The following is a 14713-nucleotide window of genomic DNA, read 5'->3' as shown; positions in this document are numbered from 1 at the left end:
GAGCAAACCATGCCGGTTAGTAAACCAGCAGCAACTTCAAAACTAAGCAGAAACCTTACTTATATTAAAAAGAACTACATTCTATATTTGCTTATTGCCCCTGCCGTTATTCTTACCATTATATTTAAGTACATCCCCATATACGGAGCGACGATTGCCTTTAAAGATTTTAGTCCGATCCGTGGGATTACAGGGAGTGAATGGGTAGGTTTTAAGCATTTTACAAGTTTCCTAACGTCACCTAATTTTATCGAAATATTAATGAACACGATTAAATTAAGTTCATTTGAACTACTCATCGGTTTCCCGATTCCGATTATTTTGGCCTTGATGCTAAACCAACTGAGAAAATCGAGTGTGAAAAAGAATGTTCAGTTAGCCCTATATGCACCGCATTTTATATCTGTGGTTGTCGTGTCGGGGATGGTCTTTCTTTTCCTATCACCGGTTGGACCTGTTAATGCCATATTATCCACCTTTTTAGACAAGCCGATTTCATTCATGTCTGACCCGGATTATTTTAGAAGTATCTACATCTGGTCTGGAGTATGGCAGGGTGCGGGGTGGGCTTCGATCGTTTACGTTGCCGCACTAGCGAACGTTGACCCGCAGCTTCATGAAGCTGCGACACTTGACGGAGCATCACTCCTGCAGCGAATCTGGCATATCGATCTTCCGACGCTTAAGCCTGTGATGGCTGTATTGTTTATCTTAGCGGCTGGAGGAATCATGGGGATTGGCTTTGAAAAAGCGTATTTATTGCAGACACCAATGAATTCGCCATCATCAGAAATTATTGCTACTTATGTTTATAAACGGGGGCTGCTGGCAGGTGATTACTCGTTTGCGACTGCCGTTGGATTATTTAATGCCGTTGTAAATGTCATTTTACTTGGAGTGGTCAATCAGGTGGTTAAAAAATTAAACGAAGGCGAAGGACTCGTTTAAGGAAGGAGGAAAAAGTATGAACAGTCAAATCAAACATGCAAAAGGCGACCGAATTCTTCTTTTGACCAATAATATTCTACTGACAATTATTGTCCTTGTCATAGTAGGACCACTATTATATGTCTTTCTATCATCTTTCCTAGAGCCAAATGCAATCATTCGAAAAGGACTATCGTTAAATTCCTCTGATTGGTCATTAGAAGGTTACAAGCGGCTCTTTACAGATGACACCATTGTGAGAGGGTTTTTCAACTCACTCCTGTATTCAACTGGATTTACCATTGTGACCGTACTCGTTTGTCTTTTTGCCGGATATGCGTTATCGGTAGATGGTTTAGTTGGTAAAAAGGTATTTATGATTTTCTTCTTATTCACCATGTTTTTTGGAGGAGGCTTAATCCCGACTTATTTTGTGATTCGTGATTTAGGAATGCTGAATACGATTTGGGCGATTATTCTGCCTGGTGCCGTTAATGTCTGGTTTATCATTCTCGCCAGAACATATTTTAAGGCAGTTCCAAATGAACTGAAAGAAGCTGCACGAATCGATGGAGCCTCCGATTTGAAAATTTTCTTCCGGATCATTTTACCTTTATCGAAACCGATTATCTTTGTTCTTGCTTTGTATGCCTTCATTGGACAATGGAATGCCTACTTCGATGCAATGATTTACCTGGATGATCGAGAATTACATCCATTGCAATTGGTATTGCGTTCGATTCTGATTCAAAATGAAGTACAGCCTGGAATGGTTGCGGATGTAGAGGCAAGAAACGAGCTCATGAGGATTTCTGAGATGATCCGCTATTCATCAATTGTCATTGCAAGTTTACCGTTATTGATTATGTACCCATTCTTCCAAAAGTATTTTGAAAAGGGAGTAATGGTAGGTTCTCTAAAATAAAACCAAAAAGTGAGGGTTTATGATGAAAAAAAGAATGTTTACAACGGCTTCAGCTCTTCTGCTTTCAGGTTCGTTACTTTTAACTGGCTGCAGCAGTAAAAGCGGCGGCAGCGAAAGTTTCTCAGCTAAGGATTATGGGCTAAAGGATGTAACCTTCCCATTGAAAGAGGAAAAAACCTTAAAGATAATGACATCTAGTTCACCCTTAGCTCCTGAAAATCCAAATGACAAGTTGATTTTTCAGCGCTTAGAAGATCAAACGGGTGTGAAGATTGATTGGAGAAACTATACCACCGATATTTTTAATGAAAAAAGAAATTTAGCCATCGCCAGCGGTGAGCTTCCGGACGCTATCTTTAATGCCGGCTTTAGCGATTATGAATTATTAAAGCATGCGAAGGATGGAGTGATTGTACCGGTTGAGGATTTAATTCAGTATATGCCGAACCTACAAGCTGTCCTTGAAAAAGCACCACAATACAAAGCAATGATGACGGCACCTGACGGCCATATCTATGCTTTCCCATGGATTGAGGAGTTAGGTGAAGGAAAAGAAAGTATTCACTCTCTAGATGCATTCCCTTGGATTAATATGGAATGGTTAAACAAATTAGGATTAGAGGTTCCGAAAACAACAGAAGAGTTAAAACAAGTATTAATCGCTTTTAAAACCCAGGATCCAAATGGCAACGGCGAGGCGGATGAGATTCCTATGTCATTCATTATTAATGATGGCGGACAGGATCCACATTCATTATTCGGTGCGTTTGGTCTAGGAGATAACTGGGATTTCACGGTGGTAACGAATGATGGAGAAGTTAAACTTACTGCAGCTGATGAAAGCTATAAAAAGGCGATTAGCTGGTTCAACAATTTATACAATGAAGGATTAATTGATATCGAGGCATTTGAGCATGATTGGAACACGTATCTTGCAAAAGGCCGAGACAAAAAATATGGTTTGTACTTTACATGGGATAAAGGAAATATCACTGGAATGGGCAATGACTACGATTTGTTAGCTCCATTAAAAGGTCCTGAAGGGCACCAAAATGTTGCGAGAACAAATGGAATGGGCTTTGACCGCTCACGTTTAGTGGTTACATCTGCAAATAAAAACCTTGAATTAACAGCAAAGTGGATTGACCAGCTTTATGATCCTTCTCAATCGGTACAGAATAACTGGGGAACGTACGGTGACGAAAAGCAACAAAACATTTTTGGAATGGATGAGGCTACAAAAATGTTAAAACACCTTCCATTAGAAGGTACTGCACCAGTTGAATTGAGAGAAAAGACTTCTGTTGGCGGACCATTAGCAATCTTAGACAGCTACTACGGTAATGTGACAACCAAACCTGATGATGCTGCTTGGAGACTGAACTTAATGAAAGAAGTAATGGTTCCTTACATGGAAGCCGAAAATATTTACCCGCGTGTATTTTTCTCACTTGAGGACTTAGATCGACTTTCTGTGATCGAAACAGACTTGTTTGCTTATATTAAGCGAAAACGTGCGGAATGGATTGCCAATGGCGGTGTTGAAAAAGAATGGAATGAATATCTAGCAGAATTAGATCGTCTTGGACTGCAAGAGTGGCTGGATATTAAGCAAAAAGGTTACGATCGAAATCAGGAATAGTAAATAGCCTGAGGCTGTACATGCTTTGGCAATCGTACAGCCCTTTTTACTAATTTAATAGAATAAGGAGCGAAAAATATGACACAAATCTATAAAGAGCAGTATCGCCCGCAATTTCACTTTTCACCGGAAGAAAAGTGGATGAATGATCCGAACGGAATGGTCTTTTTTAATGATGAATATCATTTGTTCTATCAATATCATCCATTTGGTACGACCTGGGGACCCATGCATTGGGGACATGCAGTTAGTAAGGACTTAATTCATTGGGAGCACCTTCCGATTGCCTTATATCCGGATGAACTAGGAGCGATTTTTTCAGGGAGCGCAGTCGTTGATTGGAACAATACCACAGGCTTTTTTGAAAAAGATCAACCTGGATTGGTGGCGATTTATACGAGTGCCGGCACTTACCCTGACTCTGATCGACCACTTCAGCAGCAAAGCCTAGCTTACAGTAAGGACAATGGAAGAACGTGGGTAAAATATGAAGGCAATCCTGTCCTTTCCGATGTGAACATTACCGATTACCGAGACCCTAAAGTTTTTTGGCATGAAGAAACTGAAAAATGGGTGATGGTTCTGGCTACGGGTCAAACCATTACGATCTATACTTCCCTGAACTTAAAGGAATGGGAGTTTGCCAGCGAATTTGGACATACTGCCGGTTCACATGATGGCGTTTGGGAATGTCCTGACTTATTCAAGCTGCCAGCAGATAACGGACAAGAAAAGTGGGTAATGATTGTAAGTATTGGTGATAACGGTCAATCAGCAGAGGGCTCGAGAACGCAATATTTTATCGGACAGTTTGATGGAACTACTTTTGTTAATGACCATGACGATTCGACGATTCTTTGGTTAGATTACGGCCGTGATAATTATGCGGGTGTGAGCTGGTCCGATATCCAAGATGGAAGACGTATTTATCTTGGCTGGATGAGTAACTGGCGCTATGCCAACCAAGTGCCAACGGAAGACTGGCGAAGCGCAATGACATTACCAAGAGAATTAACACTAGCTGCGACGGAGGCTGGCATCCGTTTATTCCAAACACCAGTTGCTGAGGTTAGCAGAATTAGAAAAGAAACAGAATCTTATTCGGCCACTAAGATTGACGCTGGAAGTACTGTAAGTGTTCCATTAAAAAATTCCTTGCTAGAACTAAACATCGAATTCGGTAAAGAAAGTTCAAGCCAATTTGGATTGATCATACAGCATTCTGAACAAGAAAAAACCGTCATTGGCTATAATACAGTAGAAGAAAAGTTATTTGTCGACCGAACACTTTCTGGAGAACATAGCTTTTCGACGTCCTTCCCAGCGGTACAAGAAGCACCATTAAAGTTGGAGGATCAAAGGCTGAAACTGCAGTTATTTTTAGATGCTTCTTCAATTGAGGTATTTGCGAACAATGGAGAGGCATCTATTACAAGCTTACTGTTTCCATCCCAATTAGGGCAGGAGCTCATTTTATTTTCAAATGAAGGAACTACAAATGTGTTGGAACTAAATGTAACGGAACTTGATTCCATATGGAACAAGTAAGTGAAGGTTGGAAGCTCTAATCGGTCAATTGGTTAGAGCTTTACTTTTTAAAAGGATGGTGCTTGGTTTGAGTTCATCAATTATATGCATGGGTGAATTATTAATTGATTTCTTCTGTACGGATGTAGACATTAACTTAATAGAGGGGCAAAATTTTCAAAAACAGGCTGGGGGAGCGCCGGCAAATGTCTGCGCGACGATTGCAAAATTAGGAGGTACTGCTCTTTTCAGCGGAAAAGTTGGGAATGACCCTTTTGGACAATTTCTAAAAAAGACACTTGATGACGTCCAAGTAGATACCTCAATGGTCGTGTTCGATGATCTCCATCCAACCACATTGGCTTTTGTATCCTTACAGGCAAATGGCGAAAGAGATTTTGTATTTAATCGCGGGGCAGATGCCTTTTTAGTCGAGGAGGAAATCGATAGGAATAAGCTGAATGAGGCTTTTATTCATCATTTTGGCTCTGCTACTGCTTTATTAAGCGACCCTTTTCAATCCACTTATTTTCATGTCATGCGTAATGCAAAGGAACAAGGGAAATTTATTTCCTTTGATCCTAATTATCGAAAAGATTTATGGAAAAACAGAATTCCAGAATTTATCGACTTGGCAAAGAAGGGAATCGCTTTAGCTGATTTTGTAAAAGTGAGTGATGAGGAGTTAAAACTTATTACAGAAATCGATAACCTGGAAGAGGGAACAAATTATCTTCATGAATTAGGAGCGAAAGTAGTTGCAGTAACATTAGGAAGTGAGGGAACCTTTCTTTCGAATGGGCAAAATAGTGAAATGGTTCCAAGTGTAAAAGTAAAATCCATCGACTCTACTGGTGCTGGTGATGCTTTTGTCGGTGCCACGCTTTACCAGTTTGCAAAAAGTGATTCTGCGGTTGAAGATTTTGAAACGCTGAAAGAAATTATTTCCTTTAGTAATAAAGTGGGGGCGTTTGTTTGTACCAAGGTTGGTGCCATCTCTGCTCTCCCAACTATTGAAGATATTGTAACTGAAGCATAGTTAAACCGGGTGTCCTAATGAAATTAGGATATCCTTTTTTTAGTGCGGATTCATCCACTAATAGGAAATCGTTACCTGCAATTTTATGGTTAGGACCTATAAATACCATTGTATAGGAAGTCCTTCCCTATTTTACTAGGAAGTGAAAAAGGGAATCATTGGGGATACCAATGCTTCTCCAATTTTTTCATAATGAATGAAGGAACAGTATTCTGTATGATAGATGGTAGAAAACTTCCAAATGAAACGGAACTTGAGTTGAGAAACGATAACCCCTACACAACTGCTGAGGAGGCTCCCGGGTGATAGATTATCTGAAAAACCAATTAATAAAGCTAGATCAAAGGGAAGCGGAATTAGTAAAAATAACAAACAGCTTAAATTTAGCCCAACAGGTAGCAAGGATCGGAAGCTGGGACTGTGATGTCGAAAGCAATTATATTTATTGCTCGGATCCATTATTTGCGATTCTAGGAATAGATAAAATAGATGGTGCCGCCGCCAAATATGAAAACCTTCTTGCCATGATTTGCCCAGAAGATCAGGAAAGGTTTGACGAACAATATCAACGAACCATACTGTCTGGTGCAAAAATGGATATCGAATATCGGGTACAAAGACACGACGAATCCATTATTACAGTGCACACTGCAGCAGTGGCGAAAAGAGATTATAACGGTAAAGTCGTTCGTATCATCGGTATTTTACAAGATATTTCGGAGCAAGTTATTACGGAAAATAAGTTAAAAGAAAGTGAAGAGAAATTCGAAACCATAGCCAAGAATATAGATGTAGGAATATGGTCTATGGATACTCTTACAAACCAATTGATCTATGGTTCACCTGCGATAGAGAAGATAACGGGCTACAGTACTGAAGATTTTCTATCTGGACGAATGATTTGGACAGATCTTATCCATCCCGATGATACTGAAAACTACTGGAAACGACAAGGTTATCTTTGCTGTGGTCAAATGATTGTTCATCAGTATCGAATTATAAATTTGAACGGAGATGTAAAATGGGTTGAGGATAAGACCTTTCCTACTTTAAATTCAGAGGGACAGGTAATACGACTTGATGGAATCATTCAGGATATTGGTGAGAGAAAGCGTAATGAGGAAGAAATTAATTTCTTCGCTTATCATGATTACCTGACAGAATTACCAAATCGTCGTATGTTTGATCAAAACTTAGAGCAGTTGATTACAGATTATCAAGGTAGAAAGAATCATTTCAGCTTGTTTTACTTAGATATGGATCGCTTCAAATTTGTTAATGACACGTTAGGTCATGAAATTGGTGACGCACTTCTGCGTGAAATATCGGTAAGACTGTCTGCTGTCGCTGGAAAAGGGTCAGTGTATCGTGTTGGCGGTGACGAATTTACGATCATTCAGGATAATATCCATAAAAAGGATCCTATTGAGTTAGGACATGAGATTATTCGTGAAATTGAAAAGCCGTTTCAGATAGAGGGGTATGATATCCATATTACTACGAGTGTAGGAATTGGCATTTTTCCAGACGATGGTGACACGTTAAAAAAGTTGAAAATGAATACGGATGCTGCTTTATATCGTGCTAAAGAATTAGGGAAAAACAATGTACAGCTATTTAACAAATCATTGAATATGGAATCCTATAAACGGTTCATTTTGGAAAATGATTTAAGAAAAGCAATCAAGAGAAATGAATTTATTCTCCATTTCCAACCCAGAGTGGATACAGTCACAGGAAAAATGGTTGGGGCGGAAGCACTGATTCGCTGGAATCATCCAAGATGGGGACTGGTTTTACCTGGAGAATTTATCCCTTTGGCAGAAGAGACTGGTTTTATTAATGAAATGAGTGATTGGGTCATCCAACAAGCTTGCAAACAGTTGAAAGAATGGAAGGAAAAAGGATTTCGGCTCGTTCCGATTTCGATTAATTTGTCAGCAAAAACATTAATGAAAGCGGACTTGGTTGAAAAAATCAAAGAGAGTTTAGCATCCTGCTCCATTTCACCCTGTCTTATGGAGATTGAAATTACCGAAGACTCTTTGATTAAAAATGAAGGATTAGTGTTACGTACCATTCAGCTGCTAAGGGATTTCGGCATTGCCATATCCATTGATGATTTCGGAACAGGTTATTCCTCCATCGGTTATTTAAAAAAGTTTAAGGTCGATTATATTAAAATTGATCGTACTTTCATAAAAGATATACATGAAAACATTGAGGATTCTACCATTGTTCAATCGATTATACTATTGGCAAAAGGTTTTAGCTTGAAGATTGTAGCAGAGGGTGTGGAAACGCAGCAACAATTAGAAATCTTAAAAAAATTAAAATGCCATACAATACAAGGATATTTGTTTAGTAAACCGCTGCCGGCACATCAATTCGCCAAATTGCTAACAAGGCACATCCTGATTACTAACGATAGAGAAAGATTGATTGCAGGAATCACACACTAAGAGCGAAAGACAGGAAGCCACTTGGTTTTCTGTCTTTCGCTTTTAGGGAGTCATTTTCTATGACTGTTCAAACTTCCGCCATAACATTTCAAACAAACTGTGAACTTAACACTGTACCCATGTTATTAACTATCAAAATCCAATATAGTGTAAGTATAAAGAGCAAACAAATTTTGAAAGGCGGAATGACTTATGTTTAACAACTTTTTAAGAGAAAATAAAATCTCTGCAGCACTTTTAACTATTATTCGTTTATACCTTGGCTACTCTTGGTTTACAGCTGGTTTTCATAAAATCACAGGCGGCTTCGACGCTTCTGGATTCTTAAAAGGAGCAATTGCAAAACCGGTAACAGGTCCAGACGGAAATATGGTTTACAGCTGGTATGTGAACTTCTTAGAAAGCTTTGCACTGCCAAACATCGATGTCTTTAACTTCATCGTTCCTTGGGGTGAAACATTAATCGGTTTAGGACTTATGCTTGGATGCTTAACAACAGCAGCAATGTTCTTTGGATTAGTAATGAACTTCTCTTTCTTCTTAGCAGGAACAGTATCTCATAACCCAACAGACATCTTCTTAGGCTTCATCATCTTAACAGCAGGATACAACGCAGGCCGAATTGGCTTAGACCGCTGGGTAGTACCATTCATCAACAAAACAGTTAGAAAAAACAAAGCAAAAGCAACAGCTTAAATAGGTTAGCAAAAAGATGATTCGTCCCCCCTCGAATCGTCTTTTTTTTGCCGAAAAAAGGGATTTCGAAGCAGGGCGTTGAATTAGTAACTTTTGAAATCGTAATAATTAAGGGGTAATCAATCTTATGCAAATATCTACTGAATTTCAGGGAAAAATCACCAACGCCTTCGGTGAGAGTGGAAAGGCTTGGTTAGAATCTTTAGCATCAACGGTCCAAACATATTTAGAAAAGTGGGAGCTTACGAGTGAAGGACCTGTTAGTAATCTTTCCTACAATTATGTTATCAAGGTAACAGATTCTGTGGGAACACCCCTGATCTTGAAGCTTGGTGTTCCTAACTTTGATACAAGTAATGAGATGGCTACGCTGCAATTATACAATGGTGATGGTTGTGCCAAGCTTTTGAAATCTGATTCGAAGAATGGTGTGATGCTGCTTGAACGGCTTGTTCCAGGAAAGATGCTTTCAGCTGAAACCGATGAAAGGGTCGTTCTAGAGAATTACATAAAGGTTTGGAAGGCGATTCGCAAGCCTTTGCCAGATGGAGCGTCAACGCCCTCACTTGTACACTGGTTTCGCGGGCTTACAAACTATCGTCATTCTGGCGATAGTCAGATTAAAATGGAACATGTTCAGTTGGCAGAAGAATATTTCAAAATGGTGATGGATACATCAAAAGGTCCAGAACTCCTCCACGGTGATTTACACCATGAAAATATACTGTACGCTGAGCAGCATGGCTGGATGGCGATTGATCCAAAAGGAGTGGCAGGAGATCCTTATTTTGATGTAGTGTCCTTTTTAGTGAATCAATTAGATTCAAAGCCTAATCCAAAAAACATCCTGAAACTCCGTGTGGATACGATTAGTGATCAGTTGGGACTTGACCGTAAGCGATTATTAAAAGCGGCAATTGCCTTAGGTACTCTTTATGCTTGCTGGGGTATCGAAGACAGTGATCCGGACTGGGAAAAAACGTATCAATGTGTGAAATGGTTTATCGATTTTTTAGAATAAAAAATGGCGATTCAAATTTGAATCGTCTTTTTTCTGCCTAATAATCCCGAATGAACATAAACCAAACTAAATAGAATGAAAGGGGGATATTTTTAAAAAGTTAACGTGAATGGTGGTAATGGAATGAAGGAAATAACCATTGACCCTTATATACATGTACGCATGGTGAAGAGTTTTGAATATGATCCAAAGGGAAAGAAAATTAGCTTTATTACTGATTTTACAGGGGAACCACAGGTATGGGAGCTTGACCGGGAGGACAGGTGGCCAGCTCAAACCTCTTTTACCATGAAGGGAATCACCTTTATTAAATACATTGCAGGTTCGTCTGATCTTATTATCGGGATGGATGCGGATGGTGATGAAAAGGAGCAATTGTACTTATTAAAGGAAGATGGTGAAAAAATCGCTCTGACGAATTCTCCTGAACATCTTCATATGTTCGGGGACAGCTCTCCCGATGGGAAATGGATTGCGTGGTCGAGTAACCGGCGAAATCAGGACTTTTTAGATATTTATATTCAAAATTTGGAGACCTTGGAAATTCAGCGTGTTTTTACCGGAGATGGAATGTTTCTAGTGGAAAAATGGTTTCCTGATGGAAATTCTCTTTTGGTGAAAAAAAACAACACGCCCCTCGATCATGATTTAGGGGTATTTTCACTTTTAACAGGAAAAATGGACTGGATTACGAAGCATAAGGGTGAAGCGGGATATAAAAATATTCACTTTAACAAAGATGCAGATCATATCTATTTATTAACCAATCAAGACAGAGAATTCTATGGACTGGCATTGATCCAAATAACAAGTAAGCAGTTTACTTGGCTGGAGCGCGGTGAGTGGGACTTTGAAGACCTGGTCATGAATCAGGAGAAGAACAAATTAGCTTTTTCAATGAATGAAGGAGGAGTTTCAAAGGGATTTCTAGTGGACTTAGAAACAACGAACTTGTATAACTGGGAAACTCCCATGGGGGCTATTTATAATCTCAGATTTTCCCCTGACCATCAAAAGCTGGGGTTTGTGCTAAATGGACCCGCACATCCACCTGATATATGGGAAGTTGACCTGAAGACCATTCAAGCAAAGCGGCTTACGTACATCTCGCGTACGCCCATTCTCGAGGAAAAATTAATAGAGCCTGAGCCCATTTTGTACCCATCCTTTGACAAGCTGAACATACCTGCTTTTTACTATAAGCCTAAACAGACAGCAGAGAAATCCCCAGTAGTTATCTATATTCATGGTGGACCTGAGAGTCAAAGCCGTGCTGTCTACAGCCCCTTTTTACAATATTTCTTAAACCAGGGATATGCAGTGGTCGCCCCAAATATCCGAGGAAGTACAGGTTATGGAAAAACCTTCACACATCTAGATGACGGACGAAAACGGATGGAAGCAGTGAAAGATGTTATTTTTTTATTGGAATGGCTAAAACAAACAGGGGATATTGATGGTGAAAGGTGCGCAGTTGTTGGCGGGAGCTATGGTGGATTTATTGTATTAGCCGCGATTAGCCACTATCCGAATCTATGGGCAGCTGCCATCGATATCGTTGGAATGTCAAGTATTCGAACATTCCTGGAAACAACAAGTTCTTGGCGGAAAAAGCTAAGAGAAGCAGAATATGGAACCGTCGAAAGTGATGGCAATTTTTTTGACGAGATTGACCCTATACATCACGCTGACAAGATTAAAGCTCCTCTAATGGTCATTCATGGTGTAAATGATCCGCGTGTTCCCATCCAAGAATCCGACCAGATGGTGAAGAAGCTAAAGGCGCGAAATCATCCAGTCCGGTACATTCGCATCGAAGAGGAAGGACATACGATGACGAAGCTTAAAAATAAATTGAATTCTTACTCGGAAATGGCAGAGTTTCTTGAAAAATATTTAGGGAAGTTATGATGACTAGCGTGGTTATTTCTTGATAGGAAAATAGTAAGATTCGTATTCTTTTAAAAGGTCACATGGAAGAGAATGTGACCTTTTTCAATGAATGATTAATATACCGAAGTTTGAAGGACTTGATTGTAAACTTCATTTCCGCCGACAGTATAAATGCGCGGAACGCGTTTCCCTATTAAACAGACAACCTCATAGTTAATCGTCCCCATGAGGAGCGCAATCTCATCAATGGATTGAAACGCTTCAGCATTTCTCCCAAAAATAATCACTTCGTCTCCTTGCTTACAGGAGGGGATGTTTGTTACATCAATCATCGTTTGGTCCATGCAGACGCGGCCAGCTACTAGAGCCCTCTGTCCATGAACCAGAAATTGACCGCAGTTGGAAAGGTGTCTAGATAGTCCATCTGCATACCCGATAGGAAGTGTAGCAATTATTCTATCATTTGATGGGGTATAGGTACATCCATAGCTAATACACTGATACTTCGCGACCTTTTTAAGTCCAGTAATTTTTGTTTTAAGCGTCATGGCCTGCTGAAGTGAAATGGGATGCTCCTTTAACGACACATCCGGATATAGACCATACAAACCAATTCCTACACGGACCATATCAAGGTGCATTTCTGGAAAATTCATTGTCCCTGCTGTATTACAGCAGTGCTTTAATGGGATAGAAATTCCGTTGTTAGTTAAAAAAGAAGTAATAGAACGAAATCGTTCGAATTGCTCTAATGTATAGGATGGATCCTCACTATCAGCTTTAGCGAAGTGGGTGAAAATCCCTTTAAGGAAAACAAGTTTAGATTCAACCGCTTTGGCTGATAAAATAAGTGCTTCTTCTCTAGTTTGGACACCAATTCTCGTCATCCCGGTATCCACTTTTAAATGGATAGCTGTCGTTTTTTGAAGTTCCTCGGATTGAAAAATAATTTCCTCAAGTACATCCTCACTAAAAACGGTAATATCAACTCCGGCTATAATTGCCTGTCGAATGGAGCGAGTGGGAGTATATCCTAATACCAAGATTGGCTGAGTGATCCCTGCCTCACGCAGTTCAATGGCTTCATCCAAAATGGCGACTGCTAAGTAATTTGCGCCAGCTTCCACAGCTGCTCTAGCAACTTGGACGGCCCCGTGCCCGTAACCATCTGCCTTTACCACAGCCATTAAGCCGACACAATCCCCAATGTAACGTTTAAATTCCGCAGTATTATGTTTAATCGCATCCAATGAAACTTCAGCCCATGTATCTCGATAACTCTGGTGATTCACGAAATATCCCCCCTAAAAATCCTATGAAAAAACCCTCAAGATAACTTGAGGGTACCAGAATGGTTAGTTCAATACGATTTCTTTTTCCAATGCTGTTTCCACTGGTACATATACATAGTTAAGGTCCCTTGCTACCGCTTCATAAGTGATTTCACCGTTTGCCACGTTCACACCAAGCTTTAATGCTGGATTTTCAGAGATGGCACGCGCAACACCCTTATTGGCAATTTGCAATGCATATGGAACAGTTGCATTTGTAAGAGCCATTGTAGATGTTCTTGGAACTGCCCCAGGCATGTTCGCAACAGAGTAGTGAACGACACCATGTTTTTCAAATGTTGGGTTATCGTGTGTTGTTACATGATCAATCGTTTCAACGCTTCCGCCTTGGTCAATCGCAACGTCAACGATTACAGAACCCGGTTTCATCGTTTTAACCATTTCTTCTGTTACTAATTTAGGCGCTTTAGCCCCTGGAATTAAAACCGCTCCGATGACTAAGTCCGCTTCCTTCACAGCTTCAGCAATGTTGAATGGATTTGAGATTAATGTTTTAATTTGGTTTCCGAAAACGTCATCTAAGTAACGAAGACGATCTGCGCTTAAGTCAATAATGGTTACGTCCGCTCCTAAACCAATTGCCATTTTAGCTGCGTTTGTTCCGACAATACCTCCGCCAATGATGGTAACCTTACCACGGCTTACCCCTGGAACACCTGCGAGCAGGATCCCTTTACCGCCATTGAATTTTTGTAAAAATTGTGCCCCGATTTGTGCAGACATACGGCCAGCTACTTCGCTCATAGGTGTAAGAAGCGGCAGCGTACGATTAACAGATACGGTTTCGTAGGCAATGGCAATTACACCGCTTTCTTTTAATGCTTGAGTTAAAGCTGGTTCAGCAGCTAAATGCAGATATGTAAATAATACTAAACCTGGACGGAAGTATTTGTATTCACTTTCAAGCGGTTCTTTCACTTTCATAATCATTTCAGACTGATTCCAAACATCAGTTGCTAACTCAATGATTTCTGCGCCTGCTTGAGTATAGTCTGCATCGGCGAAACCGCTTCCAATTCCAGCCGCTTTTTCAACTACTACTTTATGTCCAGCTTGTACGAATGATACTACCCCTGCTGGAGTTAATGCCACACGGTTTTCATTGTTTTTAATTTCTTTCACTACGCCAATAATCATTCTCGTTATCCCCCTTAGAAGTCTTACATGATTTTTTCTGACTTTAGAATAATCCTTTCGAAAACATTTTTCTTTGTTTAGAAAGCAAAAAT

At 40.0% G+C, this 14713-nt stretch carries 11 protein-coding genes; 9 read left to right on the top strand and 2 right to left on the bottom strand.

Annotated elements, in window-relative coordinates; all coding sequences use genetic code 11:
- Nucleotides 1–9: 9 nt before the first annotated feature.
- The 9 genes from H0184_RS23820 to H0184_RS23780 all read left to right on the top strand — a co-directional run bounded on the left by H0184_RS23820 (nucleotide 10) and on the right by H0184_RS23780 (nucleotide 12150).
- A complete protein-coding gene (locus H0184_RS23820; RefSeq protein ID WP_221829289.1) occupies nucleotides 10–948 on the top strand; it encodes an ABC transporter permease in 939 nt (312 codons plus the stop codon).
- Between the two features lie 16 nt (nucleotides 949–964).
- Nucleotides 965–1852 carry a carbohydrate ABC transporter permease gene (locus H0184_RS23815; RefSeq protein WP_221829181.1) on the top strand — a complete coding sequence of 296 codons (888 nt, stop codon included), beginning with the start codon at nucleotides 965–967 and terminating at the stop codon, nucleotides 1850–1852.
- Between the two features lie 22 nt (nucleotides 1853–1874).
- Nucleotides 1875–3494 carry an ABC transporter substrate-binding protein gene (locus H0184_RS23810; protein ID WP_221829179.1) on the top strand — a complete coding sequence of 540 codons (1620 nt, stop codon included), beginning with the start codon at nucleotides 1875–1877 and terminating at the stop codon, nucleotides 3492–3494.
- Between the two features lie 78 nt (nucleotides 3495–3572).
- A complete protein-coding gene (locus tag H0184_RS23805) occupies nucleotides 3573–5042 on the top strand; it encodes a glycoside hydrolase family 32 protein (RefSeq protein WP_221829172.1) in 1470 nt (489 codons plus the stop codon).
- 55 nt (nucleotides 5043–5097) lie between these two features.
- A complete protein-coding gene (locus tag H0184_RS23800) occupies nucleotides 5098–6060 on the top strand; it encodes a carbohydrate kinase family protein (RefSeq protein ID WP_221829287.1) in 963 nt (320 codons plus the stop codon).
- Between the two features lie 302 nt (nucleotides 6061–6362).
- Nucleotides 6363–8522 (top strand): bifunctional diguanylate cyclase/phosphodiesterase, encoded by a 2160-nt coding sequence (locus H0184_RS23795; protein WP_221829166.1) that lies wholly within the window; start codon nucleotides 6363–6365, stop codon nucleotides 8520–8522.
- Nucleotides 8523–8714: 192 nt separating this feature from the next.
- Nucleotides 8715–9218, top strand: coding sequence for a DoxX family protein (locus H0184_RS23790; RefSeq protein ID WP_221829165.1), 504 nt, complete (start codon nucleotides 8715–8717; stop codon nucleotides 9216–9218).
- A gap of 127 nt (nucleotides 9219–9345) precedes the next feature.
- On the top strand, nucleotides 9346–10239 hold the full coding sequence (locus tag H0184_RS23785) for an aminoglycoside phosphotransferase family protein (RefSeq protein ID WP_221829164.1): 894 nt from the start codon (nucleotides 9346–9348) through the stop codon (nucleotides 10237–10239).
- Nucleotides 10240–10362: 123 nt separating this feature from the next.
- Nucleotides 10363–12150: a S9 family peptidase gene (locus H0184_RS23780; RefSeq protein ID WP_221829163.1), complete on the top strand. Its 1788-nt coding sequence runs from the start codon at nucleotides 10363–10365 to the stop codon at nucleotides 12148–12150.
- Between the two features lie 95 nt (nucleotides 12151–12245).
- Here H0184_RS23780 and alr read toward each other — a convergent pair whose 3' ends face one another.
- Both alr and ald read right to left on the bottom strand, forming a co-directional pair.
- The gene (alr, locus tag H0184_RS23775) at nucleotides 12246–13424 is read right to left on the bottom strand and encodes an alanine racemase (protein WP_221829162.1); all 1179 of its coding nucleotides are present in this window, start codon (nucleotides 13422–13424) and stop codon (nucleotides 12246–12248) included.
- Nucleotides 13425–13487: 63 nt separating this feature from the next.
- Complete coding sequence (gene ald, locus H0184_RS23770) at nucleotides 13488–14621, bottom strand: alanine dehydrogenase (protein WP_221829161.1); 1134 nt, start codon at nucleotides 14619–14621, stop codon at nucleotides 13488–13490.
- Nucleotides 14622–14713 lie beyond the last annotated feature (92 nt).

The organism is Neobacillus niacini, from assembly GCF_019749295.1.
In the GTDB taxonomy this organism is placed as follows: domain Bacteria; phylum Bacillota; class Bacilli; order Bacillales; family Cytobacillaceae; genus Neobacillus; species Neobacillus niacini_D.
The sequence above is the reverse complement of the archived record's forward strand: the minus strand, read 5'-3'. Positions and strand labels throughout refer to the sequence as shown.

Coding starts and splice junctions, on each gene's coding strand:
- H0184_RS23820 (WP_221829289.1), top strand. CDS start 10: ATGCCGGTTAGTAAACCAGCAGCAACTTCAAAACTAAGCAGAAACCTT.
- H0184_RS23815 (WP_221829181.1), top strand. CDS start 965: ATGAACAGTCAAATCAAACATGCAAAAGGCGACCGAATTCTTCTTTTG.
- H0184_RS23810 (WP_221829179.1), top strand. CDS start 1,875: ATGAAAAAAAGAATGTTTACAACGGCTTCAGCTCTTCTGCTTTCAGGT.
- H0184_RS23805 (WP_221829172.1), top strand. CDS start 3,573: ATGACACAAATCTATAAAGAGCAGTATCGCCCGCAATTTCACTTTTCA.
- H0184_RS23800 (WP_221829287.1), top strand. CDS start 5,098: ATGGTGCTTGGTTTGAGTTCATCAATTATATGCATGGGTGAATTATTA.
- H0184_RS23790 (WP_221829165.1), top strand. CDS start 8,715: ATGTTTAACAACTTTTTAAGAGAAAATAAAATCTCTGCAGCACTTTTA.
- H0184_RS23785 (WP_221829164.1), top strand. CDS start 9,346: ATGCAAATATCTACTGAATTTCAGGGAAAAATCACCAACGCCTTCGGT.
- H0184_RS23780 (WP_221829163.1), top strand. CDS start 10,363: ATGAAGGAAATAACCATTGACCCTTATATACATGTACGCATGGTGAAG.
- ald (WP_221829161.1), bottom strand. CDS start 14,621: ATGATTATTGGCGTAGTGAAAGAAATTAAAAACAATGAAAACCGTGTG.